Raw genomic sequence first — 14967 nt, 5'->3', positions numbered from 1 at the left:
CCTGCCACCAGTCATGGTGTCACTGGGGCGGTGCGGCAAGCTCCCTGGCATCGAGACTGCCGTTGCGATTGCGGTCTTGTCGCTTGAAACGCTCAGCAAAGATCTGCATCTGCTCGTCTCGCCGCAGTTCCCGGCCTTTGCCACCCGGCAGCTCTGCCGCGCTCAGACGACCGTCTTTGTTTGCATCCATCTGATCGAACGCGTAGATCAGCCAGTTTTGGTATTCCACCAGTTGGACCTTGCCATCGCCATTGCTGTCCATGCGGGCGAGATATTCGCTGGTTGTACGCACCTGCGCCGCGGCCATCGACGGCAACAGGGCCGTCAGCATCAGGCAGACGAGCCAACGCTGAAGGCTGTTTGTCCTGTTGAACACGGATCGCGACACGTTAAGAAGTCCCAGCGCACAATTGAACTCACATCATGACCTCGTGACGCTCGGAATCAAGTCCCCATGCCTGAATTACCTGAAGTTGAAACCACGCGTCGCGGCATTGCGCCACACATGCTCGGGCGTCGGGTCAAGCAATTGGTGCTGCGTCGTCCCGATCTGCGCTGGCCGATTCCGACGGAGATTGCACCGGCCATTCAAAACGAACCGGTGCAAGACATTCGCCGCCGCGCGAAATATTTGCTGATCGATTTCGCGCCTGGCAGTGCGGTGCTGCATTTGGGCATGTCGGGTAGCCTGCGCGTCTTGCCCGGCGATACGCCCGTGCGCACGCATGATCATGTCGACTTCCAGCTGGATGATGCGCGTGTGGTCCGTTTCAATGATCCGCGGCGTTTCGGCGCGCTGTTGTGGCAACCGGCGGGCACCACGCATCCGTTGTTGGACGCTTTGGGGCCCGAGCCACTGTCCGATGACTTTGATGGCGATTGGCTATACGCCCGATCACGCGGCCGCAAAGCCAGTGTCAAAACCTTCTTGATGGACCAAGCCACCGTGGTCGGTGTGGGCAACATCTATGCCGCCGAAGCCTTGTTTGCCGCCGGCATTGCCCCGCTGCGCGCGGCCGGCTCGATCAGTCGCGCCCGTTACGAGGCGCTGGCTAGGGAAGTGAAGCGCATTTTGGCCGCGGCGATTCAACGCGGCGGCACTACCTTGCGCGATTTCATCAGTCCCGATGGCAGCGCCGGCTATTTCGCGCAGTCTTTGTCGGTCTATGGGCGCGAAGGCGAGCACTGTGTGACCTGCGGAAGGGCGCTCAAGCAGGCGCGTATCGGCCAACGTGCCTCGGTGTGGTGTCCGCACTGCCAGAAATAGGGAATTCAGCGCAGGCTGCGGGGCATTGGGTATCCTCTTGGCATGAACGGGTCCGATTCCGCCGAAGGCATTACGCAGTGGCTCTCAGCTGCGCGTGCGGGTGATCGCGCTTCTCTGGATCGCGTCCTTCAAGCCTTGTACGCGCAATTGCACGACATGGCGCAACGGCAACTGCGGCAATCCGATGACGACGAAACGCTGGACCCCACGGCGCTGGTGCACGAGGCCTATATCAAGCTGGTGGGCTCGAATGCGCCGTCGTTCTCAGATCGCTCGGGATTCTTCTCCTATGCCGCTACCGCCATGCGCAGCGTGGTGGTGGACCACGCGCGCAGCCGGGTGGCATTGAAGCGCGGTGGCGGCGAAGCCGATGCGCGCATCAACGAATTGCCGGAGCTTGCCGACGAAGGGCTGAAGCTCGATGAAGACGTGTTGTCGCTGGACGCCGCGCTGCTTCAGCTGGAAGGCTTGGACGAACATCTGGCGAAAGTGGTCGAGCTGCGCTATTTCGGCGGATTGTCAGAGCCGCAAATCGCCGAGATAACCGGTCGTTCCGAACGCACGATCCGTCGCGACTGGCAGAAAGCCCGCATGTTCTTGTTGAATCAACTGCAAGGGCAATAACGACGATGGATCGCGCGCAATGGCAGCGTGTGTCGGACGCGCTCGACGCACTGTTGGAATTGGAGGCGGAGGCGCGCAGCGCGAACTTGGCCGCCATTCGCGAAAACGATCCGGCATTGGCCGATGCCCTCGAGAACATGCTCGCGCATGAACATACCGAGGATCCGCGCATCGACCAGCCGATCGTCACTGCACCGCCCGGCATGGCAAGCGGTGACACCTTGGGTCCGTACATCCTCGACGGCAAGTTGGGTGAAGGCGGCATGGGGCAAGTCTGGCGGGCACACCGCGCAGACGGTCTGCATCAAATACCGCTGGCACTGAAACTGTTGCGTCCGGGTCTGGCCGATACCAATCTGCGCACGCGCTTCAATCGTGAGCGCGAGATATTGGCGCGGCTCGCTCACCCCAATATCGCCCGTCTGCTCGATGCCGGCATCGCCAACACCGGGGTGCCTTACCTCGCGCTCGAATATGTGGAAGGTAAGAGCCTGTTGGTCTTTGCCCGCGAACGCAACCTCGACATCGACAGCCGTATCGACTTGTTCAAACAAGTGTGTGATGCCGTCAGCCATGCCCACGCCAACCTCGTGGTGCATCGCGACCTCAAACCGTCGAACATCCTGGTCACCGACAAAGGGCAAGTTCGCTTACTCGACTTCGGCATCGGCAAACTGCTCGAGGAAAGCGATGATGTCATCGAGCACACGCACACCGGACTGCGGCCTTTCACCCTGCATTACGCGGCGCCGGAACAAATCCGCGGCGAAACGGTCACCACGCGCACCGATGTGTATTCGATGGGCGTCGTGTTGTATGAACTACTCACGGGAAAGAAACCCTATCGATTGAAGCGCGAGTCCAGCGCGCAGTGGGAAGAGGCCATTCTTTCGGCGGAAGCGGTGAAACCCTCGCAAGCCGTCATGCAGACGGATCGCGTCGATGCCAAACGTTTGTCGCGCGAGTTGTCGGGGGATCTCGACAACATCGTGCTCAAAGCCTTGTCGAAACAGGCCGCCGACCGCTATACCTCGGTGGAAGCGCTCAGCGCCGATCTCACGCGTTATCAAGAAGGCCTTCCGGTCAAAGCGCGGCCGCAAAGTTTCGGCTATCGCACACGGAAGTTCTTGCTCCGCCACCGCATGTCGATCTTGAGTGGCATCGGTTTGGCGGCGGTGTTGCTTACGCTCCTCGGTGTCGCCCTGTGGCAACGCAGCGAAGCCGTGCGTGAAACGGCACGCGCGCAGGCGATGCAGAACTTTATGGTGGGCTTGTTCGAAAATGCCGATGCGACGCAAAAGGGCAAGCCCGAAGACGTCGCCACACTCATCGATGCCGCGGAAGCACGCGGTGAGCGTGAGTTGGTCAAACAGCCGCGTGCCCATGCCGAGTTGTTGGCCATGATCGCGCGCATCCGTATCGCCCTCGGCCAGTACGATCGTGCGTCCAAAGTTCTGGCGCGACAAGAACGCTTGCTGGCCATGGTGCCCGACGCGCCGTCGAGTTTGACCTTGGAGGCGGCGACGCAGTCCGGACGCGTGCAACGGTTGTTGGGCTTTCCCTCGCGTTGTATTGCGATTCTCGAGCCCAAAGTCACGCTGGCCACCAACGAACAAGCGCAGCTGCCCGCGCACGTCGCCGATTTCTATTCGCAGTACGCGCGCTGCTTGCGCACCAGCAATGCCGCCACTGCCCGCTATTACTTCGAGCGTTCGTTATCACTGCGGCGCAGCGCACTCGGCGATGACATCGGCGTTGTCGAGAACCTGACCGACCTCGCCGCGCTCTCATTCGACGCGCGGGACTATCCGGATGCGCTGAAACGCTTCAAAGACGCCTTGGCCAAGCTGCGCGCGTTGGGCGGCGAACGCCACGTGCTGTCAATCGATTTGTTGCGCAGCATTGGCACCACAGAAGCGGCGATGCATGACTATGCGGCCGCCGGCGCCGCGTTCTCTGAAGCTTTGGATCACAGCTTGGAATTGCAGGGCCCCAATCACCCGCAAACCGTGGTGCTGCGCCGGGCGATGGCGCAGGGCTATATGGAACAGGGTCAGTACGAAGAGGCCGCCCGCGAATACAAGCTCGTGCAAAACGCATTGAACGGTCGCCCACAAGGCATCGCCGATGCGATTCGCTCGCAGATCGACATGGCCGCCACCGCACAACAACTCGGACATTTGGACGAGGCGCAAACGGGCTATCAGCGCGCCGTGCGTCTGGCCAATGGCCGCAGTGACTACGCGGCGGCCCAAGTGGAAGCGCTGACGGGATTGGCATCACTTTTCCGGGAACTGGGCAACTATCCTGCCGCGCTGCGCAACGCCAATGTGGCGCGAAAACTCGCGAATGCGAACGCCGCGATTTCCAAAGAGGTGGAAGATCGCATCGTCGAGGAAATTGCCGAAACACAAATCGCGGACGGCGATGTCGAAAGCGCGCTTGAAACCTTGGACCCGGTGTTGCGTCGGCGCGGTGCGCGCGCTTCGAAAGCGCAGGCCTTGAATTTGCACGCACGTGCACGTCTTGCGAAGAATGCCGAATCACTCACCCGTACCCGCGACCTCCTCGACATCGCCACCCGTCTCGCCGACGCGGCGGTACCGAAGGATGCGAATCTGGTTTGGCGGCTGCGCAGCTACGATGCCGATGCCTTGTGCCGGTCTTCGGACACCGAAGGTAAGAAAGCCTTCGAACTTTTGATCACAGACATCAAGCGTGAACGTCCCGATGGCGCGATGCGTTTGCGCGAGACCCAATCCTTATTGGCGCGATGTGGCATCGACCCGTTGCCACCGCCCAGCGTGGCCCATCCCGCCAGCGCGCCCCGTTGATCAGTCGTCGCGGCCGTCTTCCAGAGGCAGCGGCGCTTGGAGCGGTTCGATACTGCCTTCGCCTTGCATCACGCGTTTGAACTCCGCGCGACTGACCGAGACATAGCGCTCGTTGCCACCGATTTGCACCTGCGGCCCTTGTTGAACAGCACGCCCCGCGTCGTCCACCCGCACCGTCATGGTCGCCTTGGCACCCGAATGGCAGATGGTTTTGATTTCCTGCAGCTCGTCCGCCCAGGCCAGCAGCGCCGCACTCCCTTCGAATAGCTCGCCCTGGAAATCGGTGCGGAGGCCGTAACACAAGACCGGCACATGCAAGGCATCCACCACCTCTGACAACTGCCACACCTGAGCCTTGGTGAGAAATTGCGCTTCGTCCACCAGGACGCAATTCAATTTCCCCCGTGTGCGTATGTCGGCTTCGATCATCGCCAGCAGATCAGAGCCATGATTGAACACCAGCCCCGATGCGCTGAGCCCGATTCTGGAGGACACCACGCCCTCGCCTGCCCGCACATCCAGCCTGGGCGTCAGAATCGCCACGCGCATGCCGCGCTCACGGTAGTTGTGTGCCGACTGCAGCAAGGTCGTGGTCTTGCCGGCATTCATCGCCGAGTAGTAAAAGTACAGCTTTGCCATGCACGGATTCTAGCCGCAGACAAGTCTTACCGTGCGCGACGGTTGCGGGGAGAATAGCCCGATGCAAGGGATGAACTCTCCACAGCAAGAAGCCGTTCGCCACACCGAGGGTCCCCTTCTGGTGCTTGCCGGCGCGGGCAGCGGCAAGACGCGCGTCATCATCGAAAAGATCGCGCAAATGGTGCAGAAGGGTCGCTACCCCGCACACCGTATCGCCGCTATCACCTTCACCAACAAGGCCGCACGGGAAATGCGCGAGCGTTTGGCCAAGCGTGTGCGTGGCGATGCCGCCGAGGGCGTTCGCATCTGCACTTTCCATGCGCTGGGACTCAACATCGTACAAATCGACCACGCCAAGCTGGGCTTGAAGCGCGGTTTTTCCATCTTCGATCCCGACGATGTGATGGCGCAGTTCAAAGACCTGATGCCGGGTGCCGACAAGGACGCCTTGTACGGCGCGATGAACCTCGTTTCAAAGGCCAAAAACTTGGCCCTGTCGCCCGAGAAAGCGGCCGCCTATGCCAAGAGCACGCGCGAGAAAGAAGGCGCGCATTGGTATGCGCTGTATCAGGAACGTCTGCAGGCCTTCAACGCGGTCGATTTCGACGACTTGATCCGACTGCCCTTGAATCTGCTCGAAACCGATGACGAGGCACGCGCGGCATGGCGTGAACGTATCGGCTATGTGTTGGTGGACGAATATCAGGACACCAATGATGCGCAGTACCGCTTGCTGAAAGCCCTCGCCGGGGAACAAGGACAGTTCACCTGCGTGGGGGATGACGACCAAAGCATCTACGCATGGCGTGGCGCCAACCCGGAAAACATCGACACGCTGGCGCGAGACTATCCGTCGCTGCGCGTGATCAAGCTCGAGCAAAACTATCGCTGCAGCAACCGGGTACTGCGTGCCGCGAACGCCCTGATTGCTAACAATCCGCATACGCACCCGAAGCAGTTGTGGAGTGAGGCCAAGGACGGCGAGCGCATTCGCGTGTGGGAATGCAATGACGAGGCCCACGAGGCGGAGAAAGTCGCCGCTGAAATCCAATTCATGGCGACCAAACACGGCGCGCCGTGGAGTGACTTCTGCGTCTTGTTCCGTGGCAACCATCAATCGCGTGCGATGGAAAAGGCGATGCAGATGCTGCGCATTCCTTACCATTTGAGCGGTGGCACCGCGTTCCTCGAACGGCAAGAGGTCAAGGATATTCTCTCGTGGGTGCGGGTGATGGTGAACCCGGACGATGACAGCGCATTCTTGCGTGCGGTGCAGGCGCCCGGCCGCGGCGTCGGGCAAACCACGTTGGCGAAATTGTCCGAACTTGCGCGCAACAAGCATTTGTCGATGGCGCATGCGATTGCGTCGATATCGGTGCTCCAGCAATTGCCGACCCGCGCCAGCAATGCGCTCGACCAGTTCAACGAAACTTTGCATCAGTTGCGGCAATACGCGACGCAGCATCCGCCGGATCAAGTCATCCGTCATATCGCCGAACGCAGCGGTTTGCTCGCCCAGATCCGCAGCGAATGCAAAAACGAACAGCTCTTCACGCTTCGTAAGAACAACGTCGAGGAACTGGCCTCTTGGTTCGAAGGGGGCAAGGGGCAAGGCATTGCCGATTTGGCATCGCAGTTGGCGCTATTTTCCCGAAACGACAAAGACGACGCCGGCAATCAAGTGCGCTTGATGTCCATGCATGCTGCAAAAGGTCTGGAGTTCCGCTTCGTCTTCATCATCGGCATGCAAGAGGGCGTGCTTCCCCATGAAGCGAGCCTCGAAGAAGGACGCTTGGAAGAAGAGCGCCGCTTGCTCTATGTCGCAATCACGCGGGCGAAGGAACAACTGTGGATGTCCTATGCCAGCGGCGGCAAAAAATGGGGCGAACGCGTCACCCGATTGCCGTCACGGTTCTTCGAGGAGCTGCCGGCCGCCGAGCTGCATCGCGACGGTTTGGATCCGGAGGCGGACAAGGCCCGCAGCCAGGAGCGCAGTGAGAACGCCTTGGCGAATATTCGGGCGATGTTGGGCCGCTGAAACGCATTCAATTCGTCACTTGCCGGCGTTAGACTCGATGGTTTCAGTCGTCGAGTCGTTTCCATGAAGTCCAATTCCCTAGTGTTGTGCAGCGCGGTCGTGATCGCCTTGGCGGGTCTGTCTGCGTGCAAGCCAACCGCGCCCTCGGCGACGGCGCCGGCGCCCCAAGACAAGTCAGCAGCAACGGCAGCCGCCCCGGCAGACAAAACACCGGCGGCGGCGACCGACGGGCCGCACGACAATTTGAATGCCGTCGTCTGGATGCAACGCTCTGCCGAATACCGCGAAGTCACGCGTACCATTTATCGCGCCGCCACCCAGCAACTGGACGCCGCATTGCAGGCCAAGGATCGTGATGCGCTGGTCGAAGACGAGCGCAAGAATTCCGCCAAAGGTTTGCCGCCCGCGATCATTCTGGACGTGGATGAAACGGTGCTCGACAACTCGCCCTACCAAGCACGCTTGATCCGCAACGGTAAGGATTTTGACGATCTGACTTGGGACCAATGGGTTGCCGAAAAGAAGGCCAAAGCGGTGCCAGGCGCCGTCGAATTCACCCAGGCCGCTGCGAAGAAAGGCATCACGGTGTTGTACGTTTCGAATCGCGCAACGCATTTGAAAGACGCCACCATCGCCAACTTGAAGGCCTTGGGCTACCCGGTGAAAGACGACTCCGTCTTCCTGGGCTTGGGCACCTTCGTGAAAGATTGCGAGCAGAACGGCTCTGAAAAACTCTGCCGCCGTATGCACGCCGGTCAAAGCTATCGCGTGCTCATGCAGTTCGGCGACCAACTCGGCGATTTCGTGCAAGTGATTTCCAATGCACCGGATGCACGTGACGCACTGGCCGCGAAATACGACAGCTGGTTCGGCGAACGCTGGTTCATGTTGCCGAATCCGAGCTACGGCAGCTGGGAGCCGGCATTGTTCAATAACGCATGGGACCAACCGGCGGAAACGCGCCGCAAAATGAAGCGTGATGCCTTGGATGTGCAAAACTAAAGGCTGATCCGTTTCAGAGTCGGACCCATGGGGAATTGGGGAAAGCGCGTGTATCGCGCACGCGCATTGGTAGCGCTGGCATTGCTTGGGACCGCCTTGGTCGCTTGCAGCAAGCCTGCGCAGGATGCGAACGCGCACACGCCGGTCAAACACACCTCGGCACCTTGCAGAGGTGCGGCAACGCCTGAGCTCGCCATTCAGAACATGATGCAAGCCTTGCAAAGCAACGACCTGGAACGCATCCCCTGTTTGGCCACTACGCCCATCATGGCGACGCGACTTGAGCTTGCGTGGCGCGAAGGGCGCAGTCGTTGGCCACTGACCGAGTTGCCGCTGTCGAACAAGTTGGTGCCGGTGCTCGGTGCCCTCACCGCGCCCAACGCCGACAAAACCTTGAAGGCGCGTTTCGACAAATCCTTGGCCGGACAAACCAACGCCTTGCACCAAACCGCACGCGGCCTAGGCCTGTTCGCGGTGCGCTATTTGCAACGCGAAGGCGACTACACGACCGAAGAACGCGCGCACTACGCCGCCTTGATCGTGGCATTGGGCACTTGGGCGGAGAAAGCGCCGCTGGGCGACAAGCAAATCGGCCACGACAGCATTGATCTCTTGGTGGCAGCCGCCCGCGAAAGCGGCTTGCGCGATGAGAACGGTATCCGCGAGGCCGGCATGCGCGGCAGCTTGCGTGCGCTGTCGCCGCTGTTTGCGGCATCGAAGGATGCGTTGCGCAAATACGGACTTTCATTGGACGACATCCTCGGCAGCGTCACGGTGTCACGTTCCGACGACGAATCGGATGCGGATCACGCGCGCGTCCACGTCACCTACCGCGTGGCCGGCAATTCGGTGTCCACCGACGTCGATGTCGAACGACGCGACGGGCTCTGGTACACCAGCGGTTTGCTCACGTCGGCGGAAAAAGCCATCAACGCGCCGCAGGTGAAAATCGACAAGCCGGTGTTGGTCGACCAAAACGGCCAACCGGTGCAGGCGCCGACCGCAAAACCATGACCGCGGTTCAACATTCAGCGTCCTGAACGATTTTGTGGCCAATAGCCACTAAAATTCGCCCAATGCCTGACCAGACCCAATTCACATTTTCGGACGGCGGTTCCCAGCCGTCCGCCCCGCCACCGTCGCCCAAACCCGGCGACGAAGTGACCGTGCGCGCTGCGTCGCGTTTAGGACGCAAACGCCCGCTCTGGGCGAAAATTTTCGGGCGTCTGATGGCGCCATGGGTCGAACTGAAAATTGAGCCTGACGATGTCTTGAGCGTATCGCCGGACCATCGGCCGATCGTCTATGTGCTCGAAGACTACGGCATGTCGAACGCGCTGATACTTGAGCGCGCCGCACGTGAATCCGGCATGCCCTCGCCGCTGGTGCCGCTGCCGCACGACCCGGTGGGTCGCAAGCGCGCGTATCTCGCCCTGTCCCGCCGCAATATCGGTGGCACGCTCGAGCGCGCGATGGAGATCGCCACCGGCAATGAACATCCGAAACACGGCAAGAACCGTTCGGAGTCTTTGGCGCGTTTGATTGCTGCGCACCGTGCGGATCCGACCTTGGATGTCTTGTTGGTGCCAGTGTCAATTTACGTCGGTCGGGCGCCGGAAAAACAAAAAGGCTGGTTCTCGGTGTTGTTCTCCGAAAACTGGCAATTGGTCGGGCGTTTCCGTCGTTTCCTCTCATTGCTGTTGAACGGCCGCGATACCTTGGTGCGTTTTTCGCCGCCGATCGAACTGCGCACGATTGCCGATGAGGGTCTTCCGGAAGCGCAAACCGTGCGCAAGTTGTCGCGCGTGCTGCGTACGCACTTCAACCGTGTGCGCGCCGCCGTGGTCGGTCCCGACTTGTCCACCCGTCGTCTGCTGATTGACAACGTCCTGTCCGCACCCGATGTGCGTTCGGCCATTGAAGATCAAGCCCGCCGGGATGGCTCGAAGGTCGGCGAGGCCTGGAAGAAAGCGCATGCCTATGCGTGGGAAATCGCCTCCGATTACTCACACACCGTGGTGCGCTCGGCCAGCCTGATTTTGCAGCCGGTCTGGAGCCGCATCTATCGCGGCTTGTTGGTTCACCATCTGGAAAAACTGAAGGCCGTCGCGCCCGGCAATGAAATCATCTATGTGCCCTGCCACCGCAGCCACATGGACTACTTGCTGATCAGCTATCTGTTGTTCCGCGAAGGCATCGTTCCCCCGCATATCGCGGCAGGCATCAATTTGAACCTGCCGGTTGTCGGCACGATTTTGCGCAAAGGCGGCGCGTTCTTCATCCGTCGCAGCTTCCGCGGCAACGCCTTGTACTCCGATGTCTTCAACGAATATGTCGCGCAGTTGGTGGCGGGCGGCTACCCCATCGAGTACTTCATCGAAGGTGGCCGTTCGCGCACCGGCCGATTACTGCAACCCAAGGGCGGCATGATCTCGATGACCGTTCGCGCCTATTTGCGTGCGCCGGTGCGCCCGGTGTTGTTCCAACCTGTCTACATCGGCTACGAAAAGCTGATGGAGGGCAACAGCTACAAGGACGAGCTGTCGGGCAAGTCGAAACAGAAAGAATCCATTTTCGGGCTGATCTCGGGCATTCCCAAGGTGCTGCGCAGCAACTACGGCCAAGTTGTGGTCAACTTCGGCGAGCCGATCCGACTCAACGATGTGCTGGCGGAACACGCGAAAGACTGGGATGGCAAGCCGGTGGCGGAAAGTGATCGCCCCGACTGGCTCAGCACCACCATCGCCGAGCTGTCGAACCAGGTGATGATCAACATCAACCGCGCGGCAGACGTCAATCCGATCAACCTGCTGGCATTGGCCTTGTTGTCGACGCCGAAGAACTCGATGAGCGAGACCGACCTCATCGACCAGATCCGTTTGTCGCAACGTCTGCTGCAGGAATTGCCGTATTCCGACCGCATCACGGTGACGCCGCACACACCGGAGCAAATCATTGCCCATGGCGAAGAAATCAACGTCATCGTCCGGGTCAAACATCCGCTGGGTGACGTGCTGCGCATTGAAGACGCAGACAAAGCGATCCAACTGACCTATTTCCGCAACAACGTGTTGCACCTGTTCACCACCGTGGCTTGGATCGCGAGCTGCTTTCACCACAACCGGCGTTTGGCGCGCGCCACCGCCGTGCGTTTGGGCAAGAGCATGTACCCGTTCCTGCAGCAGGAGCTGTTCCTGCCATGGACGGACGAAGAGTTCGGTGAACGACTGGAACGCTTCCTCGAAGTATTCATCCGCGAAGGCTTGTTGGAGCAAGGCGAATCCGAAAACGGACCTGTGCTCTACCGGGGCGTCGGAGAATCGGACGAGGTGTTCCGCTTGCGTGCGTTGGGCCATCCGCTGCAACAGGCCTTCGAACGCTATTACATCGCGATTTCCATCTTGGCGAAGAACGGTCCCGGCACATTGACGGCAACGCAATTGGAAAGCCTTTGCCACTTGGCGGCGCAACGTTTGTCTTTGCTGTATTCGCCGGCCGCACCGGAATTTTTCGACAAGTCACTGTTCCGCGGCTTCATCCAGAAGCTGCGCGAAATGCGCTTGGTCTGGCCGGATGATCAAAGCCGTCTTTTGTTTGATGACCGGCTGAAAACCTGGGCCAAGGATGCGAAAGTGATCTTGGGCCGGGAAATGCGCCATGCCTTGGAAAAGGTGAGTCCGGAACACGTGGCGGAATAACGCCAACGGTCAAGCTCGCCATTCAGGCCGGCTGATCGGGAATCAGAGCCGACTCGAGAATCGCGATACAGTCTTTCAAATGAAGTTTGCGCTTCTTCAGGCGCTTCAACGACATCTCGTCGGAACGAATGTCTTCTTGCAATCGCTGGATGGCGACGTCCAGATCGCGGTGTTGCAACCGCAGTTGCGCCAGCCGATAGGACACTTCATCCGGTGGCAACACGCTCATCTGGGCCCCCGCTCCGTCTCAACGTCCACACACACGTAAAATATACCCAATGAGCAGCATACCCCTTCACCTCCTCGATACGCGATCCAAGCCGGAAAAGCGCGAAGCTGACAAGGTTGCCAAACGCCTGCGCCATCAGGTCGGTCGTGCCATTGCCGATTTCGGCATGATCGAAGAAGGCGACAAAGTCATGGTCTGCCTGTCCGGCGGCAAGGACAGCTACACGCTGCTCGACATCTTGCTTCAACTGCAAAAGAAAGCGCCGGTGTCGTTCTCGATCACCGCTGTCAATCTGGACCAAAAGCAACCGGGCTTTCCCGAACACGTGTTGCCCGAATACCTGCGTTCGATCGGTGTGGATTTTCACATCATTGAGCAAGACACCTATTCGGTGGTCAGCCGGGTGATCCCAGAAGGCAAGACCATGTGCTCGCTGTGTTCGCGCCTGCGTCGCGGCTCCCTGTACACCTATGCCGAGCAACACGGCTTCACCAAGATCGCGTTAGGGCACCATCGGGACGACATGGTGAACACGTTCTTCCTGAACCTGTTCTTCCACGCAAAACTCTCGGGCATGCCACCGAAGCTGTTGAGTGACGACGGCAAACATGTCGTGATCCGCCCGCTTGCTTATGTGCGGGAAAGCGATATCGAGATTCACGCCGAAGCCAAACAGTTCCCGATCATTCCCTGCAATTTGTGCGGCTCGCAAGAAAATTTGCAGCGCGTGCAAGTTAAGAAAATGCTGCAGGAATGGGAACGCAACAGCCCCGGCCGCATCGAGACCATGGCGCGTGCCCTGGGCGACATCCGGCCGTCGCAATTGGCCGACACCCACCTATTTGATTTCGCAAACCTGGGGCGCGCAGAGCCGGGGGATTTACCCGATGCGCATGCCTGGCTTGCCAGTGAAGGCACTTCCGAATGATTTTTCGCAATATCACGCTGTACAGCTTTCCCGCCCACATCAAATTCGACGCATTCGACACCGCCCTGCAAGAAGCCGCATTGAAGCCGGTAGGCCCGCAAGACGTGGCCTCACAAGGCTTTGTATCGCCGTTCGGCGTGGCCGCGGATGAAGCCGATGGCTTGTCGCATCGCATTGATGACGCCATTTGGATCACGGTCGGAAGCGAAGAGCGCTTGCTGCCTTCGGCCGTGGTGAATGATCAATTGCAGAAGAAGTTAGCCGAGTTCGAAGCGGCGCAGGGACGGCGTCCGGGCGGCAAATTGCGCACGCAGATGAAGCAGGATCTGATCAACGAATTGCTGCCGCGTGCCTTCATCCGCCCCTCGCGCGTCGACGCCTTGATCGATTTGAAATTGAAAGTGATCGCCGTCGACACTACGTCCCGAAAAGTGGCGGAGAGCGTCGTGTCTTTGGTTCGCAAGGCCTTGGGCAGTTTTCCGGCTTTGCCGATTGCCGGAGACAACGCGCCGCGTGGTGTGCTGACGGCATGGATTGCCGGCGAGACTTTGCCGGAGGGCTTGGGCCTTGGGGACGAAGCCGAACTGCGCGACCCCGCCGACCAAGGCGCCATTGTCAAAGTGCAGCGCATGGAACTGGAAGGCGAAGAAATCGACACGCATCTCGCCACCGGCAAGCAAACCGCACGATTGGCCCTAACGTTGGACGATCACATGCGCTTTGTGCTCGGTGATGACTTGATCGTGCGCAAATTCAAACTGCTGGAAGGCGCGGTCTCGGAATTGGAAAGCTCCGAGCGCGACGACATCCGCGCGGAAATGGATGCCCGCTTCGCGCTGATGTCGGGCGAGTTCCGTCGCTTTTATCAGGTCATGCAACAGGCGTTCGCACTGCACACGGACGACGCGCCGCACTGATGTTCAGTCGCCTGCTTCGCGTACATCCGGACAAGGTGCAGCGCACCGAGGCCAGCTACGCGTTTAAAGACGGGCGTGCCTTTGAAGTGCGATTCACTCACCACGCGCGCGCACGTCGCCTGCGACTCAGCGTCGGCGATGAAGGCGTTCGGGTCACCGTGCCGCCGCGCGTCTCCGAACGTACGGTGGATCAGTTCATCCTCTCCCATCTGGATTGGATCCGAGAGCATTTGGACAAGATGCCGGCGCCGGACAGGGCCCCAGTGCAACTATTCGAAACCACGCACCTGCCTTTGCGTGGCGAACACCTCTCCATTGCATGGCGGCACGGCAAGACCGACAAGGTTTGGCGTGAACACGCGACGGTGCACGTACAGGTTCGAGGGGACGCAACGCAGGGCCCTGCCTCGGCCACGCTCAAACGTGCCTTCCGAGATTTCTATTTGAACGAAGCGCGCGCCGATGTCGGGCGCTGGTTGCCAGCACTGGCAGAGGCCACGGGCCACTCCCCCGTGCGGATCAGCTACAAAATCATGCGCACGCAATGGGGCTCGATGAGCAGTCGCGGGGTCATGGCCTTGGAGTTGTCGCTGGTATTGGGGCGCCCCGACGCGTTCCGCTACGTGCTGGTGCATGAGCTTTGCCATATGCGCCATCACGATCACTCTCCTGCTTTTTGGCGCGAAGTGGAAAAGCATTTCCCCGAATGGCAGGACGAACGGGCGTTCCTTCACACCCATGGCCGTGGCATGAAGGCCGCACTCAAAGCCTTCATCGCCTGAGGTTCGGGC

13 protein-coding genes are annotated in these 14967 nt (G+C 60.0%); 10 read left to right on the top strand and 3 right to left on the bottom strand.

Annotated features, from left to right (window positions below):
- Positions 1-19: 19 nt before the first annotated feature.
- Complete coding sequence (locus tag H8L67_RS01465; protein WP_220380036.1) at positions 20-331, bottom strand: EF-hand domain-containing protein; 312 nt, start codon at positions 329-331, stop codon at positions 20-22.
- 123 nt (positions 332-454) lie between these two features.
- Between H8L67_RS01465 and mutM the strand changes: the two genes are divergently transcribed.
- The 3 genes from mutM to H8L67_RS01450 are packed head-to-tail and all read left to right on the top strand — an operon-like array spanning position 455 to position 4725.
- On the top strand, positions 455-1267 hold the full coding sequence (gene mutM, locus H8L67_RS01460) for a bifunctional DNA-formamidopyrimidine glycosylase/DNA-(apurinic or apyrimidinic site) lyase (RefSeq protein WP_220380035.1): 813 nt from the start codon (positions 455-457) through the stop codon (positions 1265-1267).
- A 42-nt stretch (positions 1268-1309) separates the two neighbouring features.
- A complete protein-coding gene (locus H8L67_RS01455; protein ID WP_220380034.1) occupies positions 1310-1891 on the top strand; it encodes an ECF-type sigma factor in 582 nt (193 codons plus the stop codon).
- A 5-nt stretch (positions 1892-1896) separates the two neighbouring features.
- On the top strand, positions 1897-4725 hold the full coding sequence (locus tag H8L67_RS01450) for a serine/threonine-protein kinase (RefSeq protein ID WP_220380033.1): 2829 nt from the start codon (positions 1897-1899) through the stop codon (positions 4723-4725).
- Here the strand turns inward: H8L67_RS01450 and H8L67_RS01445 are convergent, their stop codons facing one another.
- Complete coding sequence (locus H8L67_RS01445; RefSeq protein WP_220380032.1) at positions 4726-5364, bottom strand: thymidine kinase; 639 nt, start codon at positions 5362-5364, stop codon at positions 4726-4728.
- 61 nt (positions 5365-5425) lie between these two features.
- Here H8L67_RS01445 and H8L67_RS01440 point away from each other — a divergent pair, with 61 nt between their 5' ends.
- The 4 genes from H8L67_RS01440 to plsB all read left to right on the top strand — a co-directional run bounded on the left by H8L67_RS01440 (position 5426) and on the right by plsB (position 12102).
- Positions 5426-7402: a UvrD-helicase domain-containing protein gene (locus H8L67_RS01440; protein ID WP_220380031.1), complete on the top strand. Its 1977-nt coding sequence runs from the start codon at positions 5426-5428 to the stop codon at positions 7400-7402.
- A gap of 63 nt (positions 7403-7465) precedes the next feature.
- The gene (locus H8L67_RS01435) at positions 7466-8404 is read left to right on the top strand and encodes a 5'-nucleotidase, lipoprotein e(P4) family (RefSeq protein WP_220380030.1); all 939 of its coding nucleotides are present in this window, start codon (positions 7466-7468) and stop codon (positions 8402-8404) included.
- Between the two features lie 27 nt (positions 8405-8431).
- Positions 8432-9418 carry a hypothetical protein gene (locus H8L67_RS01430; protein WP_220380029.1) on the top strand — a complete coding sequence of 329 codons (987 nt, stop codon included), beginning with the start codon at positions 8432-8434 and terminating at the stop codon, positions 9416-9418.
- A gap of 53 nt (positions 9419-9471) precedes the next feature.
- On the top strand, positions 9472-12102 hold the full coding sequence (plsB, locus tag H8L67_RS01425) for a glycerol-3-phosphate 1-O-acyltransferase PlsB (RefSeq protein WP_434063419.1): 2631 nt from the start codon (positions 9472-9474) through the stop codon (positions 12100-12102).
- A 22-nt stretch (positions 12103-12124) separates the two neighbouring features.
- Here the strand turns inward: plsB and H8L67_RS01420 are convergent, their stop codons facing one another.
- Entirely contained in the window at positions 12125-12331 is a 207-nt protein-coding gene (locus tag H8L67_RS01420) for a YdcH family protein (protein WP_220380027.1), read from the bottom strand.
- A 49-nt stretch (positions 12332-12380) separates the two neighbouring features.
- On the opposite strand from H8L67_RS01420, the gene ttcA reads away from it, so the two are divergent.
- From ttcA to H8L67_RS01405, 3 genes are read left to right on the top strand one after another with little or no spacing between them, the layout of a single operon-like run.
- Positions 12381-13259, top strand: a complete 879-nt coding sequence (ttcA, locus tag H8L67_RS01415; RefSeq protein WP_220380026.1) for a tRNA 2-thiocytidine(32) synthetase TtcA — start codon at positions 12381-12383, stop codon at positions 13257-13259.
- Positions 13256-14176 (top strand): recombination-associated protein RdgC, encoded by a 921-nt coding sequence (locus H8L67_RS01410; RefSeq protein WP_220380025.1) that lies wholly within the window; start codon positions 13256-13258, stop codon positions 14174-14176. The genes ttcA and H8L67_RS01410 overlap by 4 nt, the downstream gene beginning before the upstream one ends.
- Positions 14176-14958 carry a M48 family metallopeptidase gene (locus H8L67_RS01405; RefSeq protein WP_220380024.1) on the top strand — a complete coding sequence of 261 codons (783 nt, stop codon included), beginning with the start codon at positions 14176-14178 and terminating at the stop codon, positions 14956-14958. Before H8L67_RS01410 ends, H8L67_RS01405 begins: the two co-directional genes overlap by 1 nt.
- The last annotated feature ends 9 nt before the right edge of the window (positions 14959-14967 follow it).

This window comes from Lysobacter soyae, assembly GCF_019551435.1.
Lineage (GTDB): Bacteria > Pseudomonadota > Gammaproteobacteria > Xanthomonadales > Xanthomonadaceae > Solilutibacter > Solilutibacter soyae.
Note: the sequence above shows the minus strand (reverse complement) of the source record. Positions and strands in the feature narration are given on the sequence as shown.

Excerpts from the sequence above, each read along its gene's own strand:
- H8L67_RS01465 (WP_220380036.1), bottom strand. The coding sequence starts at position 331 with ATGCTGACGGCCCTGTTGCCGTCGATGGCCGCGGCGCAGGTGCGTACA.
- H8L67_RS01405 (WP_220380024.1), top strand. The coding sequence starts at position 14,176 with ATGTTCAGTCGCCTGCTTCGCGTACATCCGGACAAGGTGCAGCGCACC.
- H8L67_RS01450 (WP_220380033.1), top strand. The coding sequence starts at position 1,897 with ATGGATCGCGCGCAATGGCAGCGTGTGTCGGACGCGCTCGACGCACTG.
- H8L67_RS01455 (WP_220380034.1), top strand. The coding sequence starts at position 1,310 with ATGAACGGGTCCGATTCCGCCGAAGGCATTACGCAGTGGCTCTCAGCT.
- H8L67_RS01445 (WP_220380032.1), bottom strand. The coding sequence starts at position 5,364 with ATGGCAAAGCTGTACTTTTACTACTCGGCGATGAATGCCGGCAAGACC.
- mutM (WP_220380035.1), top strand. The coding sequence starts at position 455 with ATGCCTGAATTACCTGAAGTTGAAACCACGCGTCGCGGCATTGCGCCA.
- H8L67_RS01430 (WP_220380029.1), top strand. The coding sequence starts at position 8,432 with ATGGGGAATTGGGGAAAGCGCGTGTATCGCGCACGCGCATTGGTAGCG.
- H8L67_RS01410 (WP_220380025.1), top strand. The coding sequence starts at position 13,256 with ATGATTTTTCGCAATATCACGCTGTACAGCTTTCCCGCCCACATCAAA.
- H8L67_RS01420 (WP_220380027.1), bottom strand. The coding sequence starts at position 12,331 with ATGAGCGTGTTGCCACCGGATGAAGTGTCCTATCGGCTGGCGCAACTG.
- H8L67_RS01435 (WP_220380030.1), top strand. The coding sequence starts at position 7,466 with ATGAAGTCCAATTCCCTAGTGTTGTGCAGCGCGGTCGTGATCGCCTTG.
- H8L67_RS01440 (WP_220380031.1), top strand. The coding sequence starts at position 5,426 with ATGCAAGGGATGAACTCTCCACAGCAAGAAGCCGTTCGCCACACCGAG.
- ttcA (WP_220380026.1), top strand. The coding sequence starts at position 12,381 with ATGAGCAGCATACCCCTTCACCTCCTCGATACGCGATCCAAGCCGGAA.